This window comes from Rhizobium sp. WW_1 (assembly GCF_003610155.1).
Taxonomy (GTDB): domain Bacteria; phylum Pseudomonadota; class Alphaproteobacteria; order Rhizobiales; family Rhizobiaceae; genus Rhizobium; species Rhizobium tropici_A.
This window is the reverse complement of the sequence record NZ_RAIN01000021.1, coordinates 66,840-93,708: the sequence shown is the minus strand read 5'-3', so window position 1 is coordinate 93,708 and position 26,869 is coordinate 66,840. Positions and strand designations below refer to the sequence as shown.

Annotated in this window: 29 protein-coding genes and 1 pseudogene; 20 read left to right on the top strand and 10 right to left on the bottom strand. The window is 57.7% G+C overall.

What is annotated here, in order from left to right; all coding sequences use genetic code 11:
- Nucleotides 1–21: 21 nt before the first annotated feature.
- Together BJ928_RS33780 and BJ928_RS33775 are read right to left on the bottom strand one after the other, a co-directional pair.
- Complete coding sequence (locus BJ928_RS33780; protein WP_120296781.1) at nucleotides 22–2,439, bottom strand: DUF2309 domain-containing protein; 2,418 nt, start codon at nucleotides 2,437–2,439, stop codon at nucleotides 22–24.
- A gap of 4 nt (nucleotides 2,440–2,443) precedes the next feature.
- Nucleotides 2,444–4,027 carry a proton-conducting transporter membrane subunit gene (locus tag BJ928_RS33775; protein ID WP_047637035.1) on the bottom strand — a complete coding sequence of 528 codons (1,584 nt, stop codon included), beginning with the start codon at nucleotides 4,025–4,027 and terminating at the stop codon, nucleotides 2,444–2,446.
- Between the two features lie 123 nt (nucleotides 4,028–4,150).
- On the opposite strand from BJ928_RS33775, the gene BJ928_RS33770 reads away from it, so the two are divergent.
- From BJ928_RS33770 to BJ928_RS33750, 5 genes are all read left to right on the top strand, one after another.
- On the top strand, nucleotides 4,151–5,080 hold the full coding sequence (locus tag BJ928_RS33770) for a LysR family transcriptional regulator (protein ID WP_052228075.1): 930 nt from the start codon (nucleotides 4,151–4,153) through the stop codon (nucleotides 5,078–5,080).
- Nucleotides 5,081–5,146: 66 nt separating this feature from the next.
- Entirely contained in the window at nucleotides 5,147–6,064 is a 918-nt protein-coding gene (locus BJ928_RS33765; RefSeq protein ID WP_077472829.1) for a DUF6671 family protein, read from the top strand.
- Between the two features lie 94 nt (nucleotides 6,065–6,158).
- On the top strand, nucleotides 6,159–6,530 hold the full coding sequence (locus BJ928_RS33760) for a response regulator (protein ID WP_047637028.1): 372 nt from the start codon (nucleotides 6,159–6,161) through the stop codon (nucleotides 6,528–6,530).
- A 761-nt stretch (nucleotides 6,531–7,291) separates the two neighbouring features.
- A complete protein-coding gene (locus BJ928_RS33755) occupies nucleotides 7,292–7,855 on the top strand; it encodes a cupin domain-containing protein (RefSeq protein ID WP_343287084.1) in 564 nt (187 codons plus the stop codon).
- Between the two features lie 330 nt (nucleotides 7,856–8,185).
- Nucleotides 8,186–8,701: a fasciclin domain-containing protein gene (locus tag BJ928_RS33750; protein ID WP_052228077.1), complete on the top strand. Its 516-nt coding sequence runs from the start codon at nucleotides 8,186–8,188 to the stop codon at nucleotides 8,699–8,701.
- A 43-nt stretch (nucleotides 8,702–8,744) separates the two neighbouring features.
- Here the strand turns inward: BJ928_RS33750 and BJ928_RS33745 are convergent, their stop codons facing one another.
- Together BJ928_RS33745 and BJ928_RS33740 are read right to left on the bottom strand one after the other, a co-directional pair.
- Complete coding sequence (locus BJ928_RS33745) at nucleotides 8,745–8,945, bottom strand: hypothetical protein (RefSeq protein WP_077472830.1); 201 nt, start codon at nucleotides 8,943–8,945, stop codon at nucleotides 8,745–8,747.
- A gap of 185 nt (nucleotides 8,946–9,130) precedes the next feature.
- A complete protein-coding gene (locus tag BJ928_RS33740; protein ID WP_077472831.1) occupies nucleotides 9,131–9,709 on the bottom strand; it encodes a response regulator in 579 nt (192 codons plus the stop codon).
- A 36-nt stretch (nucleotides 9,710–9,745) separates the two neighbouring features.
- Between BJ928_RS33740 and BJ928_RS33735 the strand changes: the two are divergent.
- The 7 genes and pseudogenes from BJ928_RS33735 to BJ928_RS33705 form a co-directional block, all read left to right on the top strand.
- Nucleotides 9,746–10,397, top strand: a pseudogene (locus BJ928_RS33735) (sugar ABC transporter permease); the annotation flags it as partial.
- 1 nt (nucleotide 10,398) lies between these two features.
- Nucleotides 10,399–11,229 (top strand): carbohydrate ABC transporter permease, encoded by an 831-nt coding sequence (locus tag BJ928_RS33730; RefSeq protein WP_047636001.1) that lies wholly within the window; start codon nucleotides 10,399–10,401, stop codon nucleotides 11,227–11,229.
- 18 nt (nucleotides 11,230–11,247) lie between these two features.
- Nucleotides 11,248–12,246 carry an ABC transporter ATP-binding protein gene (locus BJ928_RS33725; RefSeq protein ID WP_047636002.1) on the top strand — a complete coding sequence of 333 codons (999 nt, stop codon included), beginning with the start codon at nucleotides 11,248–11,250 and terminating at the stop codon, nucleotides 12,244–12,246.
- Nucleotides 12,243–13,019, top strand: coding sequence for an L-iditol 2-dehydrogenase (locus BJ928_RS33720; RefSeq protein ID WP_047636003.1), 777 nt, complete (start codon nucleotides 12,243–12,245; stop codon nucleotides 13,017–13,019). The genes BJ928_RS33725 and BJ928_RS33720 overlap by 4 nt, the downstream gene beginning before the upstream one ends.
- A 497-nt stretch (nucleotides 13,020–13,516) precedes the next feature.
- A complete protein-coding gene (locus BJ928_RS33715; RefSeq protein WP_047636004.1) occupies nucleotides 13,517–15,109 on the top strand; it encodes a hypothetical protein in 1,593 nt (530 codons plus the stop codon).
- A complete protein-coding gene (locus BJ928_RS33710) occupies nucleotides 15,099–16,112 on the top strand; it encodes an alpha/beta hydrolase family protein (RefSeq protein ID WP_047636005.1) in 1,014 nt (337 codons plus the stop codon). Before BJ928_RS33715 ends, BJ928_RS33710 begins: the two co-directional genes overlap by 11 nt.
- Nucleotides 16,113–16,513: 401 nt before the next feature.
- A complete protein-coding gene (locus BJ928_RS33705) occupies nucleotides 16,514–17,098 on the top strand; it encodes a hypothetical protein (RefSeq protein WP_047636006.1) in 585 nt (194 codons plus the stop codon).
- Nucleotides 17,099–17,159: 61 nt separating this feature from the next.
- Here the strand turns inward: BJ928_RS33705 and BJ928_RS33700 are convergent, their stop codons facing one another.
- Genes BJ928_RS33700 through BJ928_RS33680 form a run of 5 tightly spaced genes read right to left on the bottom strand, consistent with a single transcriptional unit; the run spans nucleotide 17,160 to nucleotide 21,100 of the window.
- Nucleotides 17,160–19,178 (bottom strand): hypothetical protein, encoded by a 2,019-nt coding sequence (locus BJ928_RS33700; protein ID WP_047636007.1) that lies wholly within the window; start codon nucleotides 19,176–19,178, stop codon nucleotides 17,160–17,162.
- Nucleotides 19,144–19,536, bottom strand: a complete 393-nt coding sequence (locus tag BJ928_RS33695) for a hypothetical protein (RefSeq protein WP_047636008.1) — start codon at nucleotides 19,534–19,536, stop codon at nucleotides 19,144–19,146. Before BJ928_RS33695 ends, BJ928_RS33700 begins: the two co-directional genes overlap by 35 nt.
- A gap of 4 nt (nucleotides 19,537–19,540) precedes the next feature.
- On the bottom strand, nucleotides 19,541–19,939 hold the full coding sequence (locus BJ928_RS33690) for a hypothetical protein (protein WP_047636009.1): 399 nt from the start codon (nucleotides 19,937–19,939) through the stop codon (nucleotides 19,541–19,543).
- 5 nt (nucleotides 19,940–19,944) lie between these two features.
- Nucleotides 19,945–20,694, bottom strand: a complete 750-nt coding sequence (locus tag BJ928_RS33685) for a ParA family protein (RefSeq protein ID WP_047636010.1) — start codon at nucleotides 20,692–20,694, stop codon at nucleotides 19,945–19,947.
- A 7-nt stretch (nucleotides 20,695–20,701) separates the two neighbouring features.
- A complete protein-coding gene (locus tag BJ928_RS33680; RefSeq protein WP_047636011.1) occupies nucleotides 20,702–21,100 on the bottom strand; it encodes a hypothetical protein in 399 nt (132 codons plus the stop codon).
- 128 nt (nucleotides 21,101–21,228) lie between these two features.
- On the opposite strand from BJ928_RS33680, the gene BJ928_RS33675 reads away from it, so the two are divergent.
- The 6 genes from BJ928_RS33675 (at nucleotide 21,229) to BJ928_RS33650 (ending at nucleotide 24,437) form a co-directional block, all read left to right on the top strand.
- Nucleotides 21,229–21,909 (top strand): thermonuclease family protein, encoded by a 681-nt coding sequence (locus BJ928_RS33675; RefSeq protein ID WP_047636073.1) that lies wholly within the window; start codon nucleotides 21,229–21,231, stop codon nucleotides 21,907–21,909.
- Between the two features lie 68 nt (nucleotides 21,910–21,977).
- Complete coding sequence (locus BJ928_RS33670) at nucleotides 21,978–22,559, top strand: thermonuclease family protein (protein WP_244509921.1); 582 nt, start codon at nucleotides 21,978–21,980, stop codon at nucleotides 22,557–22,559.
- A complete protein-coding gene (locus BJ928_RS33665; protein ID WP_047636013.1) occupies nucleotides 22,556–23,179 on the top strand; it encodes a thermonuclease family protein in 624 nt (207 codons plus the stop codon). Before BJ928_RS33670 ends, BJ928_RS33665 begins: the two co-directional genes overlap by 4 nt.
- Nucleotides 23,180–23,491 carry a hypothetical protein gene (locus tag BJ928_RS33660; protein ID WP_047636014.1) on the top strand — a complete coding sequence of 104 codons (312 nt, stop codon included), beginning with the start codon at nucleotides 23,180–23,182 and terminating at the stop codon, nucleotides 23,489–23,491.
- 8 nt (nucleotides 23,492–23,499) lie between these two features.
- The gene (locus BJ928_RS33655; RefSeq protein WP_047636015.1) at nucleotides 23,500–23,871 is read left to right on the top strand and encodes a hypothetical protein; all 372 of its coding nucleotides are present in this window, start codon (nucleotides 23,500–23,502) and stop codon (nucleotides 23,869–23,871) included.
- Nucleotides 23,868–24,437, top strand: coding sequence for a hypothetical protein (locus tag BJ928_RS33650; protein ID WP_245432699.1), 570 nt, complete (start codon nucleotides 23,868–23,870; stop codon nucleotides 24,435–24,437). The genes BJ928_RS33655 and BJ928_RS33650 overlap by 4 nt, the downstream gene beginning before the upstream one ends.
- Nucleotides 24,438–24,468: 31 nt before the next feature.
- Here BJ928_RS33650 and BJ928_RS33645 read toward each other — a convergent pair whose 3' ends face one another.
- On the bottom strand, nucleotides 24,469–24,810 hold the full coding sequence (locus tag BJ928_RS33645; protein WP_047636016.1) for a helix-turn-helix transcriptional regulator: 342 nt from the start codon (nucleotides 24,808–24,810) through the stop codon (nucleotides 24,469–24,471).
- Between the two features lie 389 nt (nucleotides 24,811–25,199).
- Between BJ928_RS33645 and BJ928_RS33640 the strand changes: the two genes are divergently transcribed.
- Together BJ928_RS33640 and BJ928_RS33635 are read left to right on the top strand one after the other, a co-directional pair.
- On the top strand, nucleotides 25,200–25,493 hold the full coding sequence (locus BJ928_RS33640) for a hypothetical protein (RefSeq protein ID WP_047636017.1): 294 nt from the start codon (nucleotides 25,200–25,202) through the stop codon (nucleotides 25,491–25,493).
- 9 nt (nucleotides 25,494–25,502) lie between these two features.
- Nucleotides 25,503–26,849: a hypothetical protein gene (locus tag BJ928_RS33635; RefSeq protein ID WP_047636018.1), complete on the top strand. Its 1,347-nt coding sequence runs from the start codon at nucleotides 25,503–25,505 to the stop codon at nucleotides 26,847–26,849.
- Nucleotides 26,850–26,869 lie beyond the last annotated feature (20 nt).

Sequence of the window (26,869 nt, the reverse complement as noted above, 5' to 3'; positions counted from 1 at the left end):
GGCTGATCGACGTCAGGACAGTCAGACGATGGCATTCGCATGCGCGTAATGTTTAGTGTCCTGCTGACACTCGTCTCGCCAGTCGAGCCCGCCTGCATACCGCCAGACCATCTCCCCCTGGTCGTCGAGCGTAAAGAGGCTAAGCCATCCATTGTCGAAAAGGGCACGAACCTGCGGATGTCGCTTGAGGATGTCGGTGATCGCCTCTTTCGGTGCCTCGATGGCCACGGTCAGGCGAAGTGGCTCGTGGACGAAATCCACACCGTCATGCACCGACTGCCAAGGAAGGCCGGCGCGCAGGTTTCCGCCATTGCCCTCGACCACTCCAATGCCGCCGACGACATTGTGCAGCAGCTTGTTGCCCGCCCCGAAGAGCGACGGCGCGACCGTGGAGCCGAAATATTGCAGGCTGATCCAGCTCGCGACGACGACGGGGGCCGTGAGAATGAGCTCAAGGATCTTGAAGCCCTCGTCCTTGCGCCAGACATAGTCATGCAGGAATGCCCTGCCTTCAAGTGACCGACCCGCAGTTCGTGCACGCGGTGCAGCTATGAAGGCGCCGCAGCCCGCGAGACCGAGTTCCGGGCGAACTTCTGACCAGTCCCGGCTGCGATCGATCACGCTGCCTGCCGTCCCTCGCGGCAAACGTCTCGACCTCTCCGCCCGCGTCAGGCTGCCTGCCTGGGCCAGCCAATGCCGGATCAGACCGATATTTTCAGGCGCGATGGCGTTCTCAAGGTCGTCCTCGAACAGTGTAATCGTATCGGTCGTCGTGTCATGCAGGCCGCCGAGGAAGACGGTGTCTGACGGGACGGCGATGCCATTGGCTGCAAGCTGCTCGCGCACCGCGCGATCGTTCAGCAGGTCAGCCAGCAGACGGGCATTGACGTCGCCCGCATAGCCGCCGCAGGCACCGCAATGGAAGGCGCTGGCGTATGGATTATTGACCACGTTGGCGCCATGCCCGGAGATCAGTACGAAGCGGCCAAAATCTTCGGTGAGCGACATGGCCTTGAGTACTGTTTCAGCAATATCGGCCCGGGTGTCGAGGTCGAGGCTGGGGGCAAAGCGGGACTTAGCTTTATCCGGACCTTTGCCATTGCCAAAGCCCAGACCGTCGCGCACGAGCTTGCCGGCATAAACGGGGCCCATCGCCTCGACGAAAGCAAAGGAGGAAACGGCGGCCAGCTTGAACCGGCCCCAGGCCCGAACCGCACGGGCGCTAAACCGCGCCTGTTGGTCGGCATCCTGATCGTGAATGACGGCACTGCAGCTGAAGACGGATGGCTTCAGCAGGACCGGCAGACGGTGTTCGGAGACGTCGGAGGCAAAACCCTTGTGGCTTGCGCCGAGACCGAAGAAGCCGGCAAAACCGAGCGTCCGAATTCCCGGATCGACACTTTCGAGCGAGCGCCTGAAGACTTCAGAGCGCACGTCGATGCAGAAGGCGGCCTGCAGAACCGGCCGCAAATCGGCAACCTTGATTGTCGAGGGTGCAGCAAGCGTCACAGCGAGCTTACGCTGCGCTGCGCGCTCGGCAGCCACCTGCAGCAACCCATCGATGATGGTGTCAAAATCGGGGGTGATAGGCTCTACATGGGTGCGCCGTACCTGCTGCCACTCGCGCTCGATGTCAGCCTTGTGACGCGCATAAAGCGCCTCTTCGAAGACAAGCCGGATCGCCAGCAGTTCGAGCCCCGTCGTATCCGTCCGACCCTCGATGTCCGCCTTGAACTGGATGTGACGCGCAAATTGCGCCCAGCCGCCGAGTGTGAGCAGCAGCTGGTGGAAATAGGTTCCGGGCTCCGCACCGAGACCAAGCGAAACGGCCGCCCGCTCGATGGCCGCATGCGGCGTTTCCGGCGTGTCCGCCACATGCGGCCCAAAGCCCTTGAGGCCAAGGATTTCCGGCGTCAGGTCATGGGTCGCGAACGCACGCCACGCGGCATAGAGGCCGTTGCGCCGGGAAGCGGCCCAGAGTGCCTGGCCCTTATCGAAGAAACCGGCAGCAAAGGTCCCAATCCGGTCGGAAATGAGCCCCGGCCAGTCTTTCCCCGTAGCACTTGCTGCGAGTTCGGCGACGGTGGGCAGAGCAGCGATCGGTTGCGCTTCCTCGAAAACCATGGCTTTAAGGTCTAAGAGGTCAATGCGATTGGAGAGCGGGTATGACTCGAGCGCTGCAAAGAGATCCTCGTCGATGATCTCACCGCTTTCGATCTTCTGCACATAGTGCTTGCGCGGCAGCGCAAGCCGCACGCCGGCGATCCGAGCGATTTGGGCAGCCGTCTGTTCGAGCGTTTCGGTCACCTGACCGAGGAAAGGGTTGACGGCGACCGTCGCCGTGAGTGGCCAGGCTGGCGGGATGGCCCGCACCGCTTGATCTGCAGCCAGCGCCAGGGCTTCGCCATGCAATGTGTCGATCGTGGTCATCTCGTTCATCGGTTTACTCCTTCTCGAAAGCTGGGGTTGGCGAGGCGGAACGCGAGAGAGCCCAGCCGCCGAGCAGGCGGTCGAAGAGGGCATTGATATAGAGCCCGTTGGCGAGATGGACCCTGAGGCCCGCCGCCGCCGGATGATAGGCCCAGAGCGGGAACAGCGACTGGGCCACCGCCACCACGCCGAAGGTGACGACGGCAAGCAGCATCAGTGTCCACTCGAGCGGACCGGGCTGCGGTGTTGCCGGCAGCGTGCCGAGCATCAGGTCGTCGGCGATCCGCTGGAGTGCGAAATAGGCCGTGGCTGCTGCGATTGCGTACAGTGACGTTCGCCAGGTCAGAGCACGCGGCGCCGCGTCCGCAAGGCCTTGGGCGATGAGATAGGCGACACCGAATATCAGGATCGCACCGAGTGCCAGCGCCTGCGGTGGCTTGCCTGCGAAACCAAAGAGCAGCCCAATCACAGCATAGATGGCGAGTGCTGCCAAGAAAGCGCGACCGACAGCTTTAGCACTGGGAACTGTGACAGGGCCGGGACGCCTGATCGAAGAGACTGTTTCAATCGCGGAGCCGGACGATAGAAAAGCATGGGCCTTGTAAAGCGAGTGGGCCACGATGTGAAGAAGCGCGATCGGGAACAGCGCCAGACCGCATTGCAGGATCATGAAGCCCATCTGCGCGACAGTCGACCAGGCAAGGGAAGTTTTGACCGCCGACTGGGTGAGCATGACAAGACTACCGAAGACTGCTGTGAAGCCCCCGACCATGACCAGTACAGCAAGCACGATCGGTGCCTGCAGCAGGACGTCGGCAAAGCGGATGAGCAGGAAGCCGCCGCCGTTGACCACACCGGCATGCAGCAGCGCGGAGACCGGGGTTGGCGTTTCCATCACTTCCGTCAGCCAGCCATGGGTCGGAAATTGCGCGGATTTGACAAGCGCGGCGATCGCGAGCAGCGCAGCAGCACCTATGGTCAATGGCAGACCTTCGCCCTCCCGCGCAGCAGTTAGGATCGTCGCAATATCTGCGGTTCCGAAGGTGACGACGAGCAACACCATGGCGCCAACCAGAGCAAGGTCACCCATCCGCGAAACGATGAACTTGTTGCGGGCCGCTCGCTGGGCAGCGATTCGCTCCGGGTAGAATAACAGGAGTTGGTGCAAAAACAGGCTAGAAGCTACCCAACCGACAACAAGCTGCATCAGCGTGCCGGATTGCACGAGGAAAAGAACGGCAGCGAGCGTCGCGGTCATCCAGCCAGTGAATGGACCTTGTCGTGCCTCCCCGTCGAGGAAGGTACCGGCGTAACGCAGTACGACCCAGCCGATGAAGGAGACGAGCAGAAGCATCACTAGACTGACGAGATCGAGCCGGGATGCGAACGTGAAGTAGCTGAAGCCGATCGGCGGGCTGGTTTCTGGGCCGTGCAGAGCCAAAACAATGCAGGACAAGACAGCAACTCCGAAGGAGCCGATGGCCGACAGCTCTGCAATGCAAATTGCAACGCGGGGACGAAGGCCCGGTGCCAGGAAACAATACACGGACGCAACGGCGAGAAGCATCGGCGCTATCAGCGGCAGACTAACAATCATGAGCGATCTCCAGTTGGGGCCGACATTTTTGGAAAGCGGCGTCGATCTGACGGAGGTGTTATCAGCTGTGTGCCGCTGATAAAAATTCATTGTTTCTGCAATTTCGTTCTATAAAATAGAAGTATGCTTGAGCTCAATTATCATCATCTCCGCTATTTTCGTGCCGTCGCTCATGACGGCAACCTGACTCGCACCGCCGAACGGCTGAACCTGTCGCAATCAGCGCTGTCGACCCAGATAAAGCAATTGGAAGAGCGCCTCGGCCACGCACTGTTCGAACGTCGTGGCCGACAACTCTATGTGACCGAGGCAGGTCGCATCGCGCTCGACCATGCCGACACGATCTTCGCGGCCGGCGAGGAATTGGTCGAGACATTGAAGGAAACCGGCAGGATCCGCCGCGCAATTCGCATCGGCGCGCTCGCGACGCTGTCGCGCAACTTCCAGATGGAGTTCCTGCGCCCCATCCTCGGGCGCTCGGATGTCGATATGATCTTGCGTTCCGGCAGCACTAGCGAGTTGCTGGGCGCGCTCGAAGCACTAAACCTTGACATCGTCCTCTTGAACCAGGCGCCAAGAACGGATTCTGTAACACCCTTCATCGCCCAGCAGCTCTACCAGCAACGGGTAAGCTTGATCGGCAAACCGTCCTACGGAAAACCTGACGCAGGCCTTGCGGAACTTCTCAGGGAATACCCCGTTATCCTCCCGACGCTGGAAAGCGGCGTACGCTCGCAGTTCGAGGCACTCGTCTCACGACTCGGCATCACGCCGCAGATTGCAGCAGAAGTGGACGACATGGCGATGATGCGTCTTTTAGCCCGCGAAGGAGCTGGTCTTGCGGTTCTTCCGCCGATTGTCGTCAAAGGAGAACTGGAGGTCGGCACGCTGATCGAATTCGATGCGTTGCCCGGACTGATCGAGTCTTTTTACGCAGTGACCGTGAAACGTCGTTTCCCGAACCCTCTGATATCGCAGCTCATCAACTCAAAAGGTGCAAGCTTTGCAGCGAGCGAGAGCGTTCTACAAAAGAGAACATTATCGCCGATATAATGTATTTTTAACAAAGAATTTTGCGCGCTAGAAAAGTCACCATTCAAGTTGGTTGGAGCGGGCTAAATGAAATCTCTGGGTTTGTTCCAGACAGAAAATTATCGAGCGAGAGAAGTTGATGCCGCGTCTAAGCTCACGTCGCCAATCTGTTCATCCCTCGCGTCCCAAGCAGCGCTCGGAACGATGCATGGAAAAGCTGCTGCCCTATTGCCATCCTTTGCCAATATCGGCGTTGATCTCGTCGTCCCGAACGACTTGGATACAGATGCTTTTGGCACATTCACTGGCGAAACGAAAAGACAGGGCACCATGCTGGATGCCGCCAGAGCAAAGGCAAGAGCCGCTGCGCAGTTGACCGGCCTGACCATTGGTATTGGAAGTGAGGGATCTTACGGCCCACATCCGTTTGTCCCATTTATTCCGGCAGGTCGTGAACTTCTTGTGTGGCATGATACGCGCTCAGGCCTTGATATTATCGATATGATGATCGACGAAACTCCCAGTTTCGCCCATCGGGATATAAAAGAAATCGCTGATGCAGAGGACTTTCTTCGAGCCATCGACTTTCCTGATCAGGCTCTTGTTGTAAGCGCGATTGGCGCAGAACTCATCCTAGCTAAAGGCATACGAGACCAGTCGACGTTGCTCGATGCGACGAGGCGCGCGATCTCTCTGTCGCCAACTGCGCAAGCTCGCCTCCAGACTGATATGCGGGCGTTCATGAACCCGCGACGTATGGTTGTCATCGCTAAACTCGGCGAACGTTTTGCGAAGCGACTTACGACCCTGTGTCCGGTGTGCAATCATCCGGGGTGGGGCTGGGTGGGAACCAGAGACGAACTTTGCTGCAGTGCTTGTGGCTGCCAAACGCAACTGCCGTCCCACGATGTCATGAGTTGCGTGGCCTGCCATGCCGAGCAGCTTGTTGAACGATCAATCGGCGCGGAAGCGGATCCGACGTTCTGTCCTTCCTGCAACCCTTAGTCACCGTGCAGAGACATCTTACGCTTCTGAGAGCGATGCGAGGGCCATGCCCTTTGATTGCCCCGACCGTCCACTCTCGCCATAAGGAAATCTTATGTCCGAAATTCTTTTGCTTCTTGTTGAAGATGAGGTCGTGCTGCATATCGTTCTGGAGGAGGCTTTGATTGATGGTGGCTTTCAGGTGGTCGTTACCAACAGCGGTGCGCGAGCAATGGAAGAACTCAACAAGGGCGCGGAGCGTTTCAACGGTGTTCTCACGGATATTAGACATACTGGTCCGAGTGGCTGGGATGTCGCCCACAGAGCCAGGGAACTCGTGCCCGACATGCCTATTGTTTACATGACTGGCGACAGCAGTTCCGAGTGGTCTGCCAACGGCGTTCCGAACAGCTTGATGATCGTAAAGCCCTTCGCCGATGTACAAATTTTGACGGCTATTTCACAGCTCATAAATGAGAGGTTTTGATCTGGGCCGAGAGATGATGAAGTCGTCTAATCGGAGACTGGCGTCAGGATGAGTTTTTTTGAAGATCGCTGCCGGGTGCATGTTGGTGTTCGCGGTCTATATCAGGCGTCGCATGTTGGAGCTACGCGGCACGAGCATTCACTGTGGACAACGCCGTTCAGCTTATACAGTGATGCAACGCCATCAACGGAATCGCCCGTTTCACGTCCTGGCAAAAACGCTTCAAGCGTTCAGCTATTGAACGCTATCGGAAATTATGACGCAACGCCCGCAGTCTGATCGAAGAACTCTCCGGTTGTCAGCATGGAGTGCATAATGACAGCGGCCGGATCAAATTTCCGGCAGATCAGATCCCCACTTTTTGATCTGTTTCGCGATGACCTCGTAAACGCGCTTGTATTCTCGGAGCGATGAAAAGGCGCGAACAATCTTGACAGTTGGAAACGGCTTATTTTCGCGCGGCAAAGTGGGTGCAATCGATAGCACTGATCTTGTAATTCGCTTTAATGGCTGTCGCTCGGTAGGCGAGGGTGGCGTTCGAACCAATATAGTCGCGGTGTGCAATACCCGCCGTCCTGCAGCGGCAATGATCGGGCAGGCCGAGTGGCGCAGCAATCCGGTGAGAAGTGCTGCTGAGATCTCGTGCGTTAGTGACGCTTCAAAGCTGGCGCAACTCAACCCGATGCTCGCAGTGAAGGCGGCGGCCCATGTTAGCGCGCTGGTGCTGGCTAGGGCCCCTAACAGCATATTGGGTCAGTAGGATGAGCAAAAAGCAGCGTGTACTGAAAATTGTCTTGACGTATTTGGGAACGTTACCGTTTTGGTTGCTCATACTCGCTTCATTTATCGCCCCGCAATTTGAAGCGCAGCGCGCATTCCTAGCTTATGGAGCAATTATCGCCTCGTTCATGGCGGGAACGCTTTGGCGTAGCGCACTCAACGGTCGCGCCGGCGAAAGTGTTGGCGGTTACTTCATTGAGAATGAAACCGTTGATGAAGCCGACCTCTCGCAAAGCTGGGAAAGCCTGAAAGCGAAAATCGATGCGGGCCAGATCGACAACGTTGTGCCAGTCAAAAAGCGGTCTGCCACGGATCAGACATACGCGGAACCATTGAGGAGCTATATCGACGCAGCCGGCGGCCTAAGGTGGCGCCAGCTCGGGCGCGGCGCTGCCCAAATGCTGATACCGACCGGCGACGAAACAACGACAGTGCGACTGCTCAAGATTCCTGCCGGTCAGCCGGTCCCGGAGCATTCTCACCGTGGCGTGGAATTAAAGCTGGTGCTTGAAGGAAGCTTCAGCGACGAGGTTTCGACATTTTAGCGAGGTGATGTCGAGATGGGTGACGACAGCTTGATGCATCAACCAAAGGCTGATGCGGGCAAAGACTGCATTTGTCTTGCCGTTACCGAGGCGCCGCTACGATTCAAGAGCAGGTTTTTGCGGTTGATACAGCCAATCCTCGGGATCTAACGCTCAGTATTATCGATCCAAAATCGCGAACGTGCTCACAAGCTTTTTGCACGATTTTTCTTAGATTTTTGAACCGGAGCGGCTGTCATTCGTAGAATGCCCTACCGAGCCAAGAGGCAGGCATTGAGAGGAGATGATTATGAAGTTTTTCTAGTAGTTTCGGCAGTCGCGTTGGTCAGCATGATGACGGGCAGCTTGGCTGCGTATGCCGCCAACCCTAAGGTCGGTGGCGCCGCGATGTTCGAGGACAAGAACATCATCGAAAACGCCGTGAATTCGAAGGATCACACGACGCTCGTCGCTGCCGTCAAGGCTGCAGGCCTGGTGTCGACGCTTGAAGGGAAGGGGCCGTTTGCCGTGTTCGCTCCGACCAACAACGCCTTTGATGCGCTTCCCAAAGGGACCGTCGAGAGGCTTCTCAAGCCCGAAAACAAGGACAAGCTCACGAAAATTCTGACTTGCCACGTGGTCGCAGCTGATGCGATGGCCAGCACCCTCGCCGGGATGATCAAGAATGATGGCGGCGAACATGACATCAAGACCGTCGGTGGCTGTGTTTTGAAGGCCAAGGAAAACATGGGCAAGATCACGCTCACCGACGAGGCGGGAGGAACTGCTACCGTGACGATCGCTGACGTCAAGCAGTCGAACGGCGTTATCCACGTCGTCGATAAAGTTCTCCTTCCCAAGATGTGACGGGAAGCGCCGCGCCGAGTTATCGGCCCGGCAATCTTTCAAATTAAGTTACGTCATCACTTTTTTCTGCATCACTTGTGTTCGAACGCCAGCCGAGCTCTGCGCATAAATCTTCACCGGCAGCAACGCCAGCGCGGAGACTTTCAAAAGGCCCTTTCAATATCGTGGTTTTTCCACGGAAAGCGACGATCACGGTCTTTGAGACTGGATCATAAAATACAGTCATTCCGTCTTCATAGTTCATTGATAACCTCTTTCCAGAAAGGGCCGGCGGAATGGCCGCCGGCCCACGCGGACCCGATATCGATCCGCGTCAGCTCCTGGGGTACGGAGCCGGTTCCATCGCTGTGGGGCTTTGCAATGGAACTGCCTTGTTACGGAATGCTCGATCCTTGGATCAAATCTGAAGGAGATTTATAGGGTCAGCAATCATTCCTTTGGTGGACCGCGGGATAGCAGCCGTTGCAAAGTCCGTCGATGCAGACGCAAAAGCCGCGCCGTCAACGACATGTTGTTCCCGGTGTCAGTAAACACGCTGTTGATGTGTTCCCAGCGGACCCGTTCTGCGGACTTTAGGCATGGCGCCTCCGTTTGGCTCAGTTGAGGGTAAACTCCAAGCACCTCTAAAATCTCATCCACATCCGCGGGTTTGCTTAAGAACTCGGTCGCACCAAGTTTCACCGCGGATACAACAGCGCCGACGTGGCCGTATCCAGTAAGCACAAGCGACTTGGTGTTGGGCGATACTTCCTTGCAAAGCTTCACGAGTTCAAGACCGCTGTCGTCGCCGATGCGCAGATCAGTTATCAGTATATCGAGGCAACCGCGATTGATTACGGCGCCCGCTCTCTCGATTGTTGTGCAGATTTCGACATTCAAACCACGCTCTTGTAGAGCCTTGCCAAGTCGATGCGCGAAAACGTGGTCGTCGTCTACCAAGAGTGCGTTCAGACTTGTCAGTTCCGTAGTTTCAACATGTGATATGGGCCGATCGGGTGTTCTTTCCATTGCTTCCTCCTACGGACGCCCTTGGGGCTGCAGCCGATGGTGCTCGGTGTGTTGTTGATCACGGTTATTGGGGGCATCGCCTTCGCGATCTTGCTGAACCAGGATAATCTATGGGCAGGGCATCGTCCGCATCCTGGTGATCGCGCCGTTCTTCGTCATGCCGACGGTCGCTGCGCTTGTCTGGAAGAACATGTTCATGAACCCGGTCAACGGGCTCTTCGCGCATCTCGCCAAGGCGCTCGGATTGCAGCCCTATGACTGGCTGGCGAATGCGCCGCTGTTCTCGATCATCCTGATCGTTGCCTGGCAGTGGCTGCCCTTCGCGACGCTGATCATGCTGACGGCCTTGCAGTCGCTCGACGAAGAGCAGCAGGAAGCCGCCGAGATGGACGGCGCCGGCGTTGTCTCGAAATTCATCTATATCGTGCTGCCGCACATGGCCCGCGCCATCACCGTGGTCATCCTGATCCAGACGATCTTCCTGCTGTCGGTCTTCGCCGAAATCCTGGTCACCACCAATGGCGGTCCCGGCACGCAGAGCACCAACTTGACCTATCTTGTCTATGTGCAGGCGCTTCTGCAGTTCGATATCGGCGGTGCTTCGGCAGGCGGTATCGTCGCTGTCATCCTCGCCAATATCGTCGCGATCTTCCTTGTCCGCCTCGTCGGCAAGAATCTGGAGGCGTAAGATGGCTCGCAAAGTCACCACACAGCGCAAGGTCATCATGACCGCGATTGCCTGGACGCTCGGGATCCTGATCTTCTTCCCGATCCTCTGGACCTTTCTGACCAGCTTCAAGTCGGAAGCCGATGCGATCGCCTCGCCGCCGCAGTTCCTGTTCTTCCACTGGACGACCGAGAACTATGCGGAAGTACAGAGCCGCTCGAACTATCTGGCTCACTTCATGAACTCGGTGATCATCTCCTTCGGCTCGACGCTGATCGGCCTGATCATCGCCATCCCGGCTGCCTGGGCCATGGCGTTCTCGCCGACCAAGCGCACCAAGGATGTCCTGATGTGGATGTTGTCGACGAAGATGATGCCGCCTGTCGGCGCGCTCATCCCGATCTACCTGATGTTCCGCAATACCGGCCTGCTCGACAGCCGTCTGGGTCTGGTGATCGTGCTGACGCTGATCAACCTGCCGATCATCGTCTGGATGCTCTACACCTACTTCAAGGAAATCCCTGGCGAAATTCTCGAGGCCGCCCGCATGGACGGCGCCTCGCTCGCCAAGGAAATCATCTATGTGCTGACGCCGATGGCGGTGCCGGGCATCGCTTCGACGCTGCTGCTCAACATCATCCTTGCCTGGAACGAAGCCTTCTGGACCCTCAACCTCTCCGCCTCCAAGGCGGCGCCGCTGACGGCCTTCATCGCTTCCTATTCCAGCCCCGAAGGCCTGTTCTATGCAAAGCTTTCGGCAGCCTCGACAATGGCGATTGCCCCGATCCTGATCCTCGGCTGGTTCTCGCAGAAGCAACTCGTCCGCGGCCTGACGTTCGGCGCGGTGAAATAAGACGACAGGGAGAGAAACATGGGCAGCATTACCCTTCAGAAAGTCTCGAAGGTCTTCGGCGAAGCCAAGGTCATCCCTTCGATCGATCTCGATATCCAGGACGGCGAATTCGTCGTCTTCGTCGGCCCGTCGGGCTGCGGCAAGTCCACGCTGCTCCGGCTGATCGCCGGGCTTGAGGATGTCTCCGCCGGTAAGATCGTCATCGACGGCAAGGATGCCACCGAAAAGGCGCCGTCCGAGCGTGGCCTGGCGATGGTGTTCCAGTCCTATGCGCTCTATCCGCATATGAGCGTGCGCAACAACATCGCCTTCCCGCTGAAGATGGCGGGTATGGACAAGGCCGAGATCGACAAGAAGGTCTCGGATGCCGCGCGGGTGCTCAACCTCACCGACTATCTGGAGCGCAAGCCGCGCCAGCTTTCGGGTGGCCAGCGCCAGCGCGTCGCCATCGGCCGCGCGATCGTCCGCCAGCCGTCGGCCTTCCTGTTCGACGAACCGCTGTCGAACCTCGATGCCGCGCTGCGCGTCAATATGCGCATCGAGATCAGCGAGCTGCACCAGCAGCTTAAGACCACGATGATCTACGTCACCCACGACCAGGTGGAAGCCATGACCATGGCCGACAAGATCGTGGTGCTGAATAAGGGCAATATCGAGCAGGTCGGCTCGCCGCTGGAGCTCTACAAGAACCCGCGCAATCTCTTCGTCGCCGGCTTCATCGGCTCGCCGAAGATGAATTTCGTCAAGGGCCAGACGGCAGCACAGCTCGGCGCGCACACGATCGGCATTCGTCCGGAGCATGTGATGCTGTCGAACGAGAGCGGTGAGTGGAAGGGCAGGGTCACGGTCGCCGAGCATCTTGGCTCCGATACGTTCCTGCATATCGACGTCGATGGCATTGGCCCGGTGACGGCACGTGGCGGTGGCGAGTTCGCGGCCAAGGCGGGCGACACCGTCTACCTGACGCCGGACAAGACGCTCATTCACAAATTTAACGAGGAAGGACTTAAGCAATGAACGGACGCCTTGAAGGGAAATCCGCATTGATAACTGGATCCGCGAGAGGTATTGGCCGCGCCTTCGCCGAAGCCTACGCGCGTGAAGGAGCCACAGTTGCAATCGCGGATATCGACATCAAAAAAGCAACCGAAACAGCACGTGATATTGGTCAGCGGGCGTATCCGGTTAAGATGGATGTGACAGATCAATCCTCGATCGAAGCGGCCATCCACGCCGTTGACGACAATACTGGCGGAATCGATATCCTAATCAATAACGCAGCAATTTTCGATCTTGCTCCGATCGTCGATATAACACGTCCAAGCTTCGAGAAATTGTTTGCGATTAACGTGGGCGGGTCGCTGTTTACAATGCAATCGGCGGCGAGATCTATGATTGTGCGAGGACGTGGGGGAAAGATCATCAATATGGCTAGCCAAGCGGGGAGGAGGGGTGAGGCGTTGGTCGCCGTTTACTGTGCGACCAAGGCCGCAATCATTAGTTTCACACAATCGGCAGGGCTGGACCTCATAAAATTTGGTATCAACGTCAATGCGATTGCACCAGGCGTCGTCGATGGAGAGCATTGGGACGGCGTAGATGCTCTGTTTGCCAAGTACGAGAATCGACCTTTAGGAGAAAAGAAAAAGATGGTTGGCGCGGCAGTGTCATTCGGCCGCATGGGCACCGCACAAGATTTGGTAGGAATGGCCGTGTTCTTGGCAAGTCAGGAAGCCGATTATATTGTTGGCCAAACTTATAATGTGGATGGTGGGAACTGGACCACTTGATGAAGCTCGTTGGCGTTCAGATCGCGGCCCTCCAAACACGTTGATCGCCTAGCCGAACCTGTTAGTCCAATGGGGAGCGCTCCAGGATACCATGATTCCAAGAGGGTCTTCATAATGCGACGAGTTCCATAAACTGGATTATGCGATTCAATTCCTGATTGAAGTATTGGCCGCTTATTTCTTGGCGGTACGGGCGCTCCGCTTTCTCTTAAGCCGTTATTTAATCACACTTTATTTACTATTTTCGCACCAACCTTCTGCGCATCCTACACACGCAGGAGCTGCTTTTTTCTTTTCGCCCGGACATTCTCGGTATATAAAGCTGTCACCAAGCAGCGCCGACTTCGCTCTGACGGACGAGGAGTCGTCTGTGGCAGTTTCCCCATTGCTTCGATGAGGACGAGAAGGGACTCCACGGCACCGATCGGAAGGGCATCACAAGGCGGAGGGCCCGCTGTGCATATGGGAAAACTGAACACATTTGAGCGTCTGAACCATTGGAAAAGAACGGGAAGATATTTGTCGCTCCGCCCAAGGACGGCAGCGACTTCAAAGAACTGTTTAAGCAGTTAGCTGCTGTGGGTGCGGGCCGTCCGGTCGGCATTGACGGCTTTCCACAGGGGCCATGGACTCCGGAGCTCCTGGCAGAGGCGATTACGCAGATCGACTCCAATCGGGCCGGAGTCGATTTACGCACGGTCCAACTATGGTTTCAAGAGAACGACAAGGGGATCAGCCCTTCCAATATCAACTGGTTGGCTCGGATCTTCGGCTGCGATGATAGGGAAGCGACGAGCGAATGGCTCCTGGAGCTTAGCGCGGCTCAAGCTCGTCTCACTGCCAAGAGACGAGGTTTAAAGAAAGCGACTTCTGCTGCAGATCCCGGCCCGGTGACCGGGCAAATTCAGATGCAGCCTGCGGACGCCGAGGGACAAGACGACGAGCGCGTTCCGCAAAAAAAAGGCCTCAGCTTGGCCCAACGAACGGAGGCGCTTTTTGGTAGCGGATCTCCCTTGAACCTCCCCGCGTCCACATTCGCTGGCGCCTCTGCCCTCGGATTTTTGTCGTACATCGTGGGGATACACAGCGTTACATATAGTCGGCCAGATGGGGTCGTAAAGCAGGTCGGCTTCCTGTGGGCTCCGAACTGGACGTTCCTGTTCATGATACTTTTACCGCTATTTTTTTCGTTTGTGACAGAGCTGCTACTCCTTTGGAAACAGGACGCGCGCTACAGGCTGTTGGCGCAAACAAACAGGTTTGAACGCAAGGTCTCCTGGGCGCGCAACGTCCAGGCTTATTCTTACTCGTACGCGGCGGTTTTCGTGATTTGCGTGATATTCGCCGGTGTTTTTCAATGGATTGGCGTGTGCTTGATCCCACTGTTGCAAGGTGGTGGCGACTACGCCACGAGTTGGGGCACGGTGGCAAACGTACAACCTGATCTCATATCAGTGCCGGTGGAGATCGTTTTCACTGGGCTCGCGTACCTGTACATGTGCCTCTGCTTCTATCTGTTCTTCGCGGGTCTTATTTTGCTCCACACGATCATCCACGATTTCTGGAGAATAGAAGAAGGATTGATGCCGCTGCTTGGAGGGGAGCATCATCCAGACTGCGTAGTCCGCATCAGAGTCATGCGGGGAATTTTCCGGTGCACCATCGTTGGTATCCTCGTTGCCATATGTATGAAAGTTCAAAGCTCATACCTGAGCTCGGACGGAGCGGATATTGTAACCTGGATAGTCCACGATTTGTTTTCGGTCGTATATCGTGACCATCACGCCGCCAACACCTTCGGCTACAGAATGCCGACGCACTACAGCAGTCTCCTTGTCGCCATTTCGGCGTGTGTCGTCTTTCTTTACGGCTCCATCCGCCTGAACGTCGGAGCGCGGTTCCGTGAGGCTTTGTGGAAGATGTCGGCGGTCGTTGGCCTGCTCTTCGCCACTTATTTGTTGATCGATGCCTTTGACGGCTTTTCAATCATTCTCATCGCGGGAGTGCTGGTTGCGACATACGGCCTCTTTGATCCAGAGTTCGGGCTGCCGCGATCGCGCAAATCGGAGAGCAATCAGGGTGTATCATAGGTGGCTGGATCGTTGGGACGAACGTCGAGCCCAACGCGGTGAAGAAGTTAAGGAAGCGACGGATTTCATCCTCGACTCCGGCCGCGCCTTCCCCGGTGCGGAGGAGGCAGACTCTCTCGAGGAGTTTTGTGTCCTTGCGGACCACGCTGTGTCCGATCCAAGCTTTTACGATGAGCCGGGACGGAGCGTGCAAGGGTTTGAAAGGCACGACGGGTGGCTCACGTTCCCTTCGGAGATCGCCACCGACGTGGACGAGAACAACACCGTTTGGGCAAAACTCACCGAAAGTGGCTCGCGCGATCAGGTTCTGGTCATTTTCCATCATTGGAATGCCCGCGCCCGACAACGCCAGATCGCCGGATTCTTCTCGAAACGTGGGATCACGGTCGTGGAGATTGCTATGCCCTATCATTTCGAACGCAGCCGACCCGGCGCGCTGTACGCCGATTATATGCTCAGCTCAAATCTCGGCCGCACGATCCAATCTGTAAGGCAGGCTGTATGGGATGGGCGGAAACTCATCCGGTGGCTGAAGAGCGAAGGCTACGGAGAGATCTCGGTTCTTGGCATGAGTCTGGGTTCGTGGGTGGCGGGTCTGATCGCAGCGCATGAACCGGCCGTATCGAAAGCTTCGCTGTTTTTGACGGCTGGAAGTCTTGCAGACATGGTTTGGACTGGACGCGCGACGCGCTCGATCCGCGAGAGCTTAGAACCGGCCATTGGACTCACGGATCTGCGGAGGGCATGGGGTCCGCTGAATTTGGAGAATTTCGCGCACAAATTGGCACGGCCCGAACTCGCGCTTCACGTGGTCTTCGCAACAAGAGACAAAGTAGTGTTGCCCGCGCTAACCAAAAGCTTCATCCGAAAACTGCAACAAGCAGGAGCGAAGCCGAGCGTTCTGAAGCTGAACTGCGGTCACTATTCGCTCGCGACGCCCCCGTACATTTTCTTGGCAGGTTGGAGCCTGAAGCGTTTTTTGTCGCGCGCCGCTACATCATAGATTGAGACGTCGAGACGCCCACGTACATGAGCCGGTTGGTTTTAGCGACCCGTCTTTGCATGTACTTTGGACAATCCCCTTACCCGGAGAATTTCCTGCCAAGCCCGGAAGCCAAGAATTTCATCTGGGGCCAGACTCGAGGCCCAAAAAAAGGAAATCTTCCCCGAGCCGTCTCTGTAAAAATTCGAAAATATTAACAAGGACTTGCTGGCGCCATTTCGTTTCGTTTCGGTTGGTTTCGCATCATATCGTGCAATCTGCGGTAATCGTCGTTTTTATCAATTATCAAAAACTGGAAGGCGTCTCGCAACTCAGTCGCGGTTCGGACTAACCCAATGTTACACGGCCACCGACTGCGGATTGCAGCGTTTGAAGGAAGCGAAGCCGGTATGAGAGCAGCTATGGAGACGGTCGTACTCGACGATCGCGGCATTCAAAGACGAGAGGGTTCAGTTGGCTTAGTCATTTTTGAGCGTGATGACTTGCTGCTACGGCACAGGCCGGAGTTTGGAGACCAGACGCTGGGAGATATCGACACAAGATTCCTGGCAATGCTTCAGGAGTTGCGCGACATCAACATCCGCTTCGGGTTCATTTCGTACCATACGGCTTCCCCATTCGATCGTAGCGCACGCATTGATAGTGCAACGCTTACGCGGTTGCTCGACGATCTTCTGAAGGTCTCGGGCGCCGTACCCGACTTCTGGATGGAGGCGATCCATTCACCGAGCCAGGGTCAAACCCGGCACTGGCCCTCGACCTCTGACCTCGATGTGATATTGAAACTGACTGAATGGTATGAAGTCGATCCGACGATGACGGTCGTGGTGCGCAAAGGAAATTTCTCTCGTTTCAGCAAAAAGACGCCTGTTTTCACGGAAATTCTTTATCCAGGATCAAGTGCCGCTGGCTCCTCCGACATCGATACGCAGGCCACAATGGTCTGGCTTAAAACGACGATCAAGCACGCTTTGAAACTGCCGTAAGTCTCATTTCGGCATCAGGGCCAGTTCTACAAAAGCGGCCTTGCTCACGCAGGCCATTCAGCTACCGGCTTCGATCCCGATCCTTATACTGTGGTGGGCGAAGTTTGATCGATTTTGACTGATCGCGGTCACGCCGTTGATTACCTTGGCGTTCCGTGCGATTTTTCTCAGAGCTATCGTGGTCGGCATTTGAGCGTGCTATGCGGGATTGATCGACGGTACGGTTGCTCGAAGTCTTGTTATCGAGTCCCTGCTCCGCTACGTGGTCGCGACCAGTCGCAGACTTCGTTTCCAAGCTATCCGAAGAGCGTTTCGCCTTACCGACCTCTGCGCGATCTCGATTCTTGGTTACACGAGAGTCGAGTTGCAGCCCGACGACCTTGCCGATGACATTGGTCGCTTGCTCGAAGAGCAGCCGATCGGCGGGATTGGCAATCTTTGCCGCAACGCTGAGGGCAGTGGTCGCCAGCATCTCCTTCGCCGCTTTCGACTGAGCAGCACTGATGGGTGTGGATCGCAGCATGTGTTCTTCTCCTTTCATTCTGGTAGGATCATGTCCGTCGCGCACGGCTACTTCCAACCGACGGTATTCGCGCTGCAGGCCGAGCGACAGATCGTGGCTCAGTTCCCGCGCCGTGCTCGGTGCACTTCGGTCCTTAGCAATGCCTTCCAGCATTTGGATGGCGCGCCCAACTGAGTGTCGGGTCTGATCAAACCGCTTCCTCGCGTCTTCCAGCTTCGGCGCGGTGGGCGTGTCGCGAAGCTTGGAGATCACCTTGTCGACAACATTCGTGGGTGCTGTCGCGCCCATGCGGTGAAACATCTCCCATTCCCATCGTTTGATGGGCGGTGGACCAGCACGCTCGACACGCTTTTGACGATCAATCGCTATTCCGCGCTCCCGCGCCTTTTCGGCGAAGCGGGTGCGCCACTCGGTGAAGTCGCGGATATTGGGGTTGAGCATCTTGCCGCTGGCATTGCGTAGCGCGACGATCACATGCAGATGCGGATGCTTCTCAAGGTCGTTGCGATTGTGGACAGCATAGGCATATCGGTGGCCGGAGAACTGCTCTTTTAGAAAGTCACGACCAGCCAGGACAAATCGGTCACGGTCGACATTGGCTGGGCCCGACAACAACAGATGCATGAAATCGCGCGGCTGACGGGTCTGCATCAGCGCGGCGACTATCTTACTCTCGACCGTAAGCTGCTTATGATCGCTTGTCGTCATCTCGCGCCGGTCCGTGGCTTGATAATAGCGGCCGCTCCTGCCCGGGCGCTCCTCGATGTGGGCCTTCGTCGAAAGCGTGACCTCCGCGCCTTGCCGCTGCATCGCATGGAGCGTCGCGGCCAGCCCCTTCGGACCGCTCGAAAACTCCACCGGATAGCGCGAGACTGGCGCCACTCCTTCCATCCGCAATGCTCTGTCCACACGCGCATCGATCGCGTGCACGTCATCCATTTCGGCGGCTATGCGATTCTGGCTGCCCCGATCGGATCGGTCCCTTTTCTCGTGCGCGATCACCAGCGCCAGGTTCAGACGGGTTTGTCCCTTTACGCCCTCGCTAACGCTGAACGCGTAGGTCCGATCGGAATCACCAACATCGCGGAACCCGTCGGACGCAAGCGAACTCAATGCGCGGGCAACGTGTTCCCGGTCGGTACTCTCCAGCTCATAGGTCAACCGTAAAACGTCCTTGCTTCCTTTCCTGTTTCCGAACTCCCGCTCCCAGGATCGGACTTCTTCGCTAAGATCGGTGACCTCACGGCCATCCTGATCATGTGCCTTTTCCTCCTTGCTTTGATAGGCAAGCACGTTGCGAGCCGAGGCCGCACCTGCTCCATACGACAACACCTTGACGACGACGGCGTTATTGCCACTCGCCCGACTTAAGGCTGTCGCCGCGCCGGCGTTCCGCCCAACCGAGGGGACCCCCACCTTTGCCCTCACCGGCGCCTTTTTGGTTCCACCGCCACCGCCGCCGCGGCGTCGAAGCTCATCCTCGATGAGGTCGAAATAGCTCGGTAGTCTGCGGCCTTCAGGCTTAGACCCCGAGCGACTTCTGGAGAGGTCGTTCATCGTGTTTCCTGATCAGGTCGGCGATAAAAGTGGATGGTCTCACAAAGGCTGCATCGCGGATCGAATCCACGGCGGCCATCACCTCGCCCAGCTTGGTCATGATGGCGGCGGCGAGGATGGCTTGGTCGCGCTCTTCCGACAGAAACTCCTCGTTCCGGAAGGCGAGCTCGCGGAGGAACTGGTGCATGTTTGCCAGCTGCCGTTCGTGCTCTTCGAGGATCGCAGGTATATGCATAATCTCCCTGGTGACGATGAGCTTTGCGACAAGATTGACGGAAATATCGAGCCGGCCGGCAAGCAGCTCCACGTTGCTCAGGACATGGGCCGGTAGACGGAACATGACGGCCGGTTCGCGCATCTGCCTACAGCCCCCTCGCCTTCAGCGCTTCGAGGATCAGTCTGTGGGTCGCCGATGAGAGCTGCTCATGCCGTTCCAGCGATACGCGGAAAATCTTCGTCAGCACGTCATCGTCGAGGTAGAGGGAAATACGCTTCCTCTTCACGGATCCCGTAATTTCGTCGGCTTCTATCGCCTGCTCTTCCGGAATTTCTCTTCTGGCTGGAGGACGGCCGAGCTTTGACCTTGGCTCCGTATTGACGCTCGGCTCCTGCGCCTGGGGAGGATCCTCCGGCATCAGCTTGTCGAGATCGAGGCTTGTCGGCATGTAGGAGGTCGCATCCTCCTCCACGTCCCTCGCCTGATCCTCTCTCGATCGGGCAAGGGCGAGAATATTGCCAGCCGGCGTTCTTTCCCTCGACATCGCGCTCAGGCAGCCTCCGCCTGCAGAAGGCCGATGAACTCGTTATTGATCTTTTTTACGAGATCTATCGCGTCAAGCACGCTTTCTGAGGCGCGCCGCTTGGCCGACGGCGTCAGCGTCGGATTGTTCTCGATGCTGGCGAGCTTGGAATAGAGCGACCCGAAGCCGGCGCCGACATCGCTGAAATGATTGCTCTTCCGAATGACCGTGTCGACCATCGGAATTCGGCCGCTTGTCAGGATGGCATGGACTTCCGGAAGGGAGCGATTGTGCTTGAGGGCGATCATGTCCACGTAGTTCCAGATCGCCGCATATGGAATTGGACCCTGCACCCGCTTCCTGGAAATCTCCTTGAGGATCGTCGCCACCTTGATGGCTGAAGTCGCGGCCGTCGGTTCGGGTATGACAGGAATGAGGACTGCATCGCATTCGTGATAGACCTCGATTGCCCGCTGGTGAACGTATCCGCCGACATCGTAGATTCGAATATCCGCCGCAGGTGCCTCCGCGAGGCGATCTGCAAACCGGTCATCCGGCGCGACCCGCAGATGCAGCAGCGTGCCGTCGGTGGGGAGCAATCCCCGTTTTATGGAGACATTGTACCACCGCGTCGACGATTCCTGCTCGTCGCAATCGATGAGCAGTGTCCTGTGGCCCTGCTGGGCGAACTCGGCTGCAAGATTGACGTTCAAGGTTGATTTGCCGGCGCCACCCTTGAAGGTCGAGATCGCGAGCGAAAGTGGTTTTCCTGTCATGGAGCCCTCAGCCTCGAAGATTCGCTTGGCTCTGCGCCTGCTGGCGGGCCGCGACCAGATCATCGTTGAGCCTGTTGGCTTCGCGCTCCCGGGCTGCATCTGCCTTGGGATCGCTCCCCGGCCAGAACTTCAGGATCGGCAGGAAAAGGAGCACGAAGAAGGTGATTGTCGCGCCTTTGAACCAGTGGGACTGCTCGTAAAGGTCCGCCGCCCATTGCCAGAGCGCCCGCGTCCATTCCGTCGGTAGCAAGAGGTAAGATAGCGTCAGCGCAAGGCCGTAGGCCAGGAAGGCGGCGATCACCACACAGGCAGCCGTGACGACCAGAAGGTTGGCGACTAAGACCAGAAACCACATTGCCCTGAAGGGAAAAGTCACGACCCTGATGGCCTTTCGATGTGCTGACATCTACCTTCTCCGTGCGCACATTTGAGTGTCAGACCAAACATATCGCAATCCTCGCGGTATTTCCAGACTTGCACTGCAGTATAATTTTGTGCATGCTTCGCGACAGCCAATTGATGACGGATTCACGCATGAACCCCGGCGCGCGGCGGCTTACTCGCCTCCTTTTTTGCACCATTGCATGCACGCAGGACGCCCTGGCGATTGCCGCGGAGGACGATGCTGCTTCGAGAGTCGTCAACTCCTATCAGAAGGCTTACGCAGAGGGGCGCGATCTGATCCCTCCTCCCGAAACAATCCTCGATACCTCATCGATAGTCGAGCGGCTCGACCTGCAAACGATCATGCCTGAGGGCGCCCTGAGCGGGAGCGCGTTTCTTGCCTCCGATGGGACCATCGTCAAACTGGCGGGTGTCCAAGGCTGTCTCTCGGTCGAAGAGGTGGAATTCGCTGGCCTGCGGACGACATGCGCGATGGTTTCACTCGCCGGTTTGACCGCCACGCTCGGCGAAGCCAAGGCGGTCGCTGGCAACGCATTTCCGTGCCATTTCCTCGGGCAAAACACAGGCACGCCGACTGTGCGCTTTGCCGAGTGCTTTTTCGTGAAGGACGGCGACGCACAATCGCTTTCGGAGGTGCTTATCGCCAAGGGATTGGCGTTTGCTGCCCGTGACCGTGCCGGCCGCGCGATATTCCCGGAATATGCGCAGGCAGAGGAAAACGCGAAGAGAACAAAGACTGGAATCTGGGCGAACGCCCACTTCACGCATCCCTACGGTGAGCGCTATCGCGCCAATCCTTCCATGAACTGATCGCGATGAGGTTCCTGATGTTGATGTCCACGCTCGCAGCTTCCGGCCTCTTTGCAGGCATATCGATCATGCCGATGCTCGCCGGGACGAGCCACCCAGAACCTCCTCGCCTCCAGGCGCCGATCATCCCTATTCAGGCGCTTAAGAGCGAAGGTACTACCGCAGGCAGCCAAGAAAGCGATCGAACCCAATTTGTCCCGTTTCCGGTGCAAGCGCAATTCGAAACCGGCGACACCTGGCTTTCCGCCGGGCGGCGATATCGTCTTTACGGCCTGCAAACGTGTCTCCGCGGAACCTCTGTCACGATTTCTCCCGGCGTCATCAGGGACTGCGGAGAGCTCAATCTGATCATGGCACAGGCATTGATCAAGGACACGAAGCCCGTCTGCGCGACGATCAAGGATCTCGACCAAAACAATGCTGTGGTGGCCTGCCAAACGACATCAGGCCAGCGGCGTTATGATCTGGCGACCTATATGATTGCCGAGGGGTGGGGATTCGCCGCCGTCGACACCAGCGGCCATTTGATCGTTCCCGGCTACAGGGTGGCTGAAGAAAGTGCAAGATCGGCACGCGCAGGCCTTTGGGCCTACTCCGACATGCCTCATCCCGTCGCAGTCCTGGCCGGCCAAGCGGGAGCGCAGCGATGAGAGGTGCATCATTGTCGATGTTGCTGATGATGATGACGGCGACCGCCGCTTCGGCGCAAAACAGACCGGCCGATATCCCCCGGCAGATCTTCGGAAAAGTCCAGGTCGTGGACGCCACAACCTTTGAATTCAGGAAGAGCGGACAAACCGTGCGGCTTGCAGGATACGAAGCCCCTCGCCTCGAACAAACAGCAACAAGCGATGGCGTCGACTGGCCGGCAGGTCAAGTTTCGCGGGCCTGGATGATCCTCCGCACACTTGGGCAGGACGTCAACTGCGCACCCATTGCTCGCGACGCGAACGGTCTGGTCCTCGCGCACTGCTTTGTTGGTGAGACGAACCTCGCCGCCACGGCTATTGCAGAAGGCATTGGCTACGCGTTCAACTACCGCGGCGAACCTCAGGTCCCCGCCTATTTCGATATCGAGAGGAAGGCCCGCGGCCTCGGATACGGCGTCTGGTCGTCGCCGGATCTTCTTCCTCCTTGGCTCTACACCGCGTCGGTGGCGACCGGGGACAAATCGAGGGCCTCTTCACTGGAACCTGACGGCGACTTGCCCCTGCCCTTGCCCGTGGGCCCCGCCAAGTCACTGACACCTAATGAAGCACATGGAGGTTGAATGAACCGCATTATTGGAACCGCTGTAGCGCTCATATTGATGTCCGGCTCCGCTTCGGTAGCGATCGCGCAGGACGGCGCCACACAGAAGCAGATCGAGCAGCGCGATCCCGGCTTTTGCGGAGCCGGAGGGGCGGGTTGCGATCCTGCCGAGGTGCAACGGTGGAAAGCTGTCGGCAACAGGCTTGCCGATCTCTCATCAGCCGATCTCAGCCAGTACGCCTATGCCTGTGCAAAGCATAGTGAGTGGAAGAGAGACTGCGAGACCGATCCGGCCGCCATCCTGAAACGCCTTGGGATCGAGGGATACTGAAGCTGGCGATGAACAAGCTTTCCGGTGGCGCGGTCCTAGCGGCGGTAATCGCCTTCCTGTTAGGCGCATTCGGCGGCTATGCGATCAACGAAGTGAGGAAGAGCGGCCAGGAGATCGATCTCGAACACGAGATCACCCGGCTAAAAGACGAAGCGCTACAGAAGACGAGCGGTGACGCTCCCAACGACGATGAGGCGAGCGCCGCAATTGCGAAGTCGGGGCGGTCAATGCGGATTTCTGAATGCAAACCGCGTCAAGCCGCGCCGGGTGTGACGTGCGCTGGCATCATTACAACGACGACGGGGTCATTTGCCGGGGCCAGGCAACCGGGCGTCCTTTCCTTTGCGAAAATTGACGGCGCCTGGACGCAGATTCAATGAACAATCTGAAGGAGCGAACAATGAGACCGACGCTGATATTGGCCGCAATCATAGTTAGTTCGGCCTCTGCGCCATCGGCGACCCCGGCGAATGCCGAGGATGCATCCTGGGGATGCCAAGTTCTCCTTTGCGCGGCGTCGCAGAACCCGTCTTGGCACGGGGTTCCCTACTGCGTTCCGCCCATGACAAAGCTCATTGCGGCCATGAAGGAGCCGGGGTTTTCGTGGCCAATCTGCCATGAGGCCAATGCCGGCAAGCCGGGTCACGAAACCTACGAAGACTGCCCGGTAGGAACGACGGTGGGCTATAGCTCGCAAGGAAACAACGGCGGGGGAGGCGAGCCCGATCAATGCATCAAGACCGTCGATATTTGCCGGTCTGCCGGTCAGCGCGCTTCTGACGCCGACCTAAGGGGAGCCGTGATACGGCGGACCTTCGGCGATCGAGGCGATAGCTGCACTGAGCAGATCGCGACGCGGCGGCCGCGCCGCGCGGATCCCTATTTCTTCGATATTCCTGACGAACAAGGCGTGAAGCAAAGGTTCTGGTTCAACCTGAATCACTAGCCCGCGTCGAATGCGTGTCACGCGCCAGAACTTACGTCGGCTCGTCAGTGGCTTTCTTTTTCCTGCGACGGGCTCGCCATGCCGCTATCCGAGCAAGGTCACTGTCCGAAACCCTGAACAAATCCTCGATCGTGACATTCCACTCGCGCTGCATCTTGTCGAGGGTCGACAGCTTGACATCCCGCATGCCGCGGGTGACCTGAGACATATAGGCTTCCGACACGCCGAGCTGCTCGGCCAGGTCCTTGTTCGTCAACCGGCGCTGGGCCTTCAATCGCATCAGACCGATGGCGAGCCGCTCCTGAAAGGAGAGCGACTTCAGGTCAACCATGTTCGAAAGCTGATCAGCGCCATCGTCCCTCACCCGCGTCATCGAATGATATCCTCACCCGGAGGGTCCATGAACGCGTCGCCGTACGGTAGGCGCCGATAAGGGGAAGCGAGAGCGCGCCGACAGCTGCTTGAATATTTCAGAGTTCTACCGCTCATTCGATGCATGACGTTATTCTGAGACCAAGAAGGTAAGCGCAAACGGTTGTTGTTCATCTCTAGCATGCGACTGTTCACAAGTCCGTTACGCTCAATACACCGCGGCCGACAGCCGGTGCAAGAGACCGATTGCACGCCGCGAGAAGGATGCTCCAGTCAGGCCCTGCTTCCCGCTGTTATTGATGTTTCCCCGTGTTTGTACACCAATCTCCAATTGCGCCAAACTTTAACTGCGGTTAAATTTTTGTCGGTTCTATCAAAGGGAGAAAACTGATGGTGTGGCTCGAGCGGTTTGGCTATCGGTTTGACACGCGGCGGTTAGGAATAGCGGCCCTGTTCCTGGCACTCGCATTCGTCGCTGCTCGGGTGGCCTTTAGAGATAGTCTGACCCTGGGCTATGCGATGGTCATCCCCTCCTACATCTTCCTGTCCGTTGCGATTGAAGGTGCTCGCACAGGGAAAGGCAGCTTTTGGGACATTCGCGGTTGGGCGGAGACGGCCATCGCCGTCGCTGGTGCCGCGGGTGTCGGATATCTCGGCTTCAGCCTTTGGTCGATCGGATATTGACGGCAAACCATGCGTATCGTGGTCCGCAACAGCTCGACCCATGTGTTGTCTGAACTGAGCGACCGCGAGGCGGTCGCGTTACGGGCATGGTACGGCAACGCTGCCTCCAACGACGACGAGGTGATCGCGCTTGCGATTATCCGGCGCGTCAAGGTTATGAATGGCTGGATCGAATGCGACTGTCTGGGCGGGCGACACCAGCCGCTACTTGCCCCGATCCAGCAGGAACGCACGTTTACCCTGCGACGGCTAACCGCGAAGGATGAGGTCCCCGGCCGACACGACAAGCGACCAAATCACGCGCCATCCTGTCCATTCCATGTCGACAAGGACGCCGACCCCGCCCTCTTCGATCGTAGCTTTCATCTTCGCCCACTGCCGAGATCGGATCGCACCTACATCGATGCACTTCCCGCCATTCCCATCCGCCTTGCCGATGTCTCAGGTCAAGATCCCTCCCGGTCGACAGAACGAAACGACCGGCCATCACGACTCGGAGGCATCCTGTGGCGAATGCTCGAGAAGGCGGGCACCAACGTGGTCCCGCCGCTACAGGACGAGCCCGATCTCAAACTCGGCAATCAGCTCGCCCGGCTGCGCTCGGCCGCGAGGGAACTCAGGGTGCTCAGGACCTGGACACTAAATGCGCTTCTATCGACCTGGGCTGCGGACTATTGGAATCCCGACAGCCGTTGGCAACGGTTGCTTGCGACCTCCCGCCCCGACTGGCTTGAAGGACTTCGCCGCACCGGGTTCATGCTGCTGTTCTCAACCAGCGTATCCACGCAGGCGATCATGCCAGCATCTTCCTCGCGAACAATGGACATCCTTGCGAAGGTTCGACAGCCGCTCCGCGGCGATCCGGCAAGTCGAGGGCCATTTCTGACCCTTCTGAACGTGGATTTTCAGGAAGACGATGAAGGCCCGGCTCGGGCTGTGCAGGCCTACGCCCAGCCGGTCTACAACGGCGATACGCTTTTCCCCGTCGAGTCCGGATTTGAGCGTGACGTTTCCCATCTGCTATTCTGGCTTCAGCAATCGCTCTTCGACGCTGCGCCAGAACTCCGGATCTCCATTATCAAGCCACTCTTCGCGTCGGAAACGCCCATAGGTCTTTGCAGACCAGACTTCGTCTTGGAAATTGCATATAGAGATCACCCACCGCGCAGACTCCTCGTTGAGGCCTTCGGGATGGAGACGGAGGAATATCGGGAGGCCAAGGAAAAAACCATTCCGCGAATGAAGCACCTCGGGCCAATCTTCGGCATTTTTCCGGAGGACCTTACCGGACCGAATTCTGAAAATACTGGGCGGCGGCTGCAGGCGTGGGTCGTCGACAAGTTAGGAGATCGCTGAAACTTGCGGCGGAACGCCGG

Bases quoted from the DNA above. Each gene is read 5' to 3' on its own strand.
- BJ928_RS33780 (WP_120296781.1), bottom strand. From the start codon at position 2,439: ATGAACGAGATGACCACGATCGACACATTGCATGGCGAAGCCCTGGCG.
- BJ928_RS33775 (WP_047637035.1), bottom strand. From the start codon at position 4,027: ATGATTGTTAGTCTGCCGCTGATAGCGCCGATGCTTCTCGCCGTTGCG.
- BJ928_RS33770 (WP_052228075.1), top strand. From the start codon at position 4,151: ATGCTTGAGCTCAATTATCATCATCTCCGCTATTTTCGTGCCGTCGCT.
- BJ928_RS33765 (WP_077472829.1), top strand. From the start codon at position 5,147: ATGAAATCTCTGGGTTTGTTCCAGACAGAAAATTATCGAGCGAGAGAA.
- BJ928_RS33760 (WP_047637028.1), top strand. From the start codon at position 6,159: ATGTCCGAAATTCTTTTGCTTCTTGTTGAAGATGAGGTCGTGCTGCAT.
- BJ928_RS33755 (WP_343287084.1), top strand. From the start codon at position 7,292: ATGAGCAAAAAGCAGCGTGTACTGAAAATTGTCTTGACGTATTTGGGA.
- BJ928_RS33750 (WP_052228077.1), top strand. From the start codon at position 8,186: ATGATGACGGGCAGCTTGGCTGCGTATGCCGCCAACCCTAAGGTCGGT.
- BJ928_RS33745 (WP_077472830.1), bottom strand. From the start codon at position 8,945: ATGAACTATGAAGACGGAATGACTGTATTTTATGATCCAGTCTCAAAG.
- BJ928_RS33740 (WP_077472831.1), bottom strand. From the start codon at position 9,709: ATGGAAAGAACACCCGATCGGCCCATATCACATGTTGAAACTACGGAA.
- BJ928_RS33730 (WP_047636001.1), top strand. From the start codon at position 10,399: ATGGCTCGCAAAGTCACCACACAGCGCAAGGTCATCATGACCGCGATT.
- BJ928_RS33725 (WP_047636002.1), top strand. From the start codon at position 11,248: ATGGGCAGCATTACCCTTCAGAAAGTCTCGAAGGTCTTCGGCGAAGCC.
- BJ928_RS33720 (WP_047636003.1), top strand. From the start codon at position 12,243: ATGAACGGACGCCTTGAAGGGAAATCCGCATTGATAACTGGATCCGCG.
- BJ928_RS33705 (WP_047636006.1), top strand. From the start codon at position 16,514: ATGGAGACGGTCGTACTCGACGATCGCGGCATTCAAAGACGAGAGGGT.
- BJ928_RS33700 (WP_047636007.1), bottom strand. From the start codon at position 19,178: ATGAACGACCTCTCCAGAAGTCGCTCGGGGTCTAAGCCTGAAGGCCGC.
- BJ928_RS33695 (WP_047636008.1), bottom strand. From the start codon at position 19,536: ATGCGCGAACCGGCCGTCATGTTCCGTCTACCGGCCCATGTCCTGAGC.
- BJ928_RS33690 (WP_047636009.1), bottom strand. From the start codon at position 19,939: ATGTCGAGGGAAAGAACGCCGGCTGGCAATATTCTCGCCCTTGCCCGA.
- BJ928_RS33685 (WP_047636010.1), bottom strand. From the start codon at position 20,694: ATGACAGGAAAACCACTTTCGCTCGCGATCTCGACCTTCAAGGGTGGC.
- BJ928_RS33680 (WP_047636011.1), bottom strand. From the start codon at position 21,100: ATGTCAGCACATCGAAAGGCCATCAGGGTCGTGACTTTTCCCTTCAGG.
- BJ928_RS33675 (WP_047636073.1), top strand. From the start codon at position 21,229: ATGAACCCCGGCGCGCGGCGGCTTACTCGCCTCCTTTTTTGCACCATT.
- BJ928_RS33670 (WP_244509921.1), top strand. From the start codon at position 21,978: ATGCCGATGCTCGCCGGGACGAGCCACCCAGAACCTCCTCGCCTCCAG.
- BJ928_RS33665 (WP_047636013.1), top strand. From the start codon at position 22,556: ATGAGAGGTGCATCATTGTCGATGTTGCTGATGATGATGACGGCGACC.
- BJ928_RS33660 (WP_047636014.1), top strand. From the start codon at position 23,180: ATGAACCGCATTATTGGAACCGCTGTAGCGCTCATATTGATGTCCGGC.
- BJ928_RS33655 (WP_047636015.1), top strand. From the start codon at position 23,500: ATGAACAAGCTTTCCGGTGGCGCGGTCCTAGCGGCGGTAATCGCCTTC.
- BJ928_RS33650 (WP_245432699.1), top strand. From the start codon at position 23,868: ATGAACAATCTGAAGGAGCGAACAATGAGACCGACGCTGATATTGGCC.
- BJ928_RS33645 (WP_047636016.1), bottom strand. From the start codon at position 24,810: ATGACGCGGGTGAGGGACGATGGCGCTGATCAGCTTTCGAACATGGTT.
- BJ928_RS33640 (WP_047636017.1), top strand. From the start codon at position 25,200: ATGGTGTGGCTCGAGCGGTTTGGCTATCGGTTTGACACGCGGCGGTTA.
- BJ928_RS33635 (WP_047636018.1), top strand. From the start codon at position 25,503: ATGCGTATCGTGGTCCGCAACAGCTCGACCCATGTGTTGTCTGAACTG.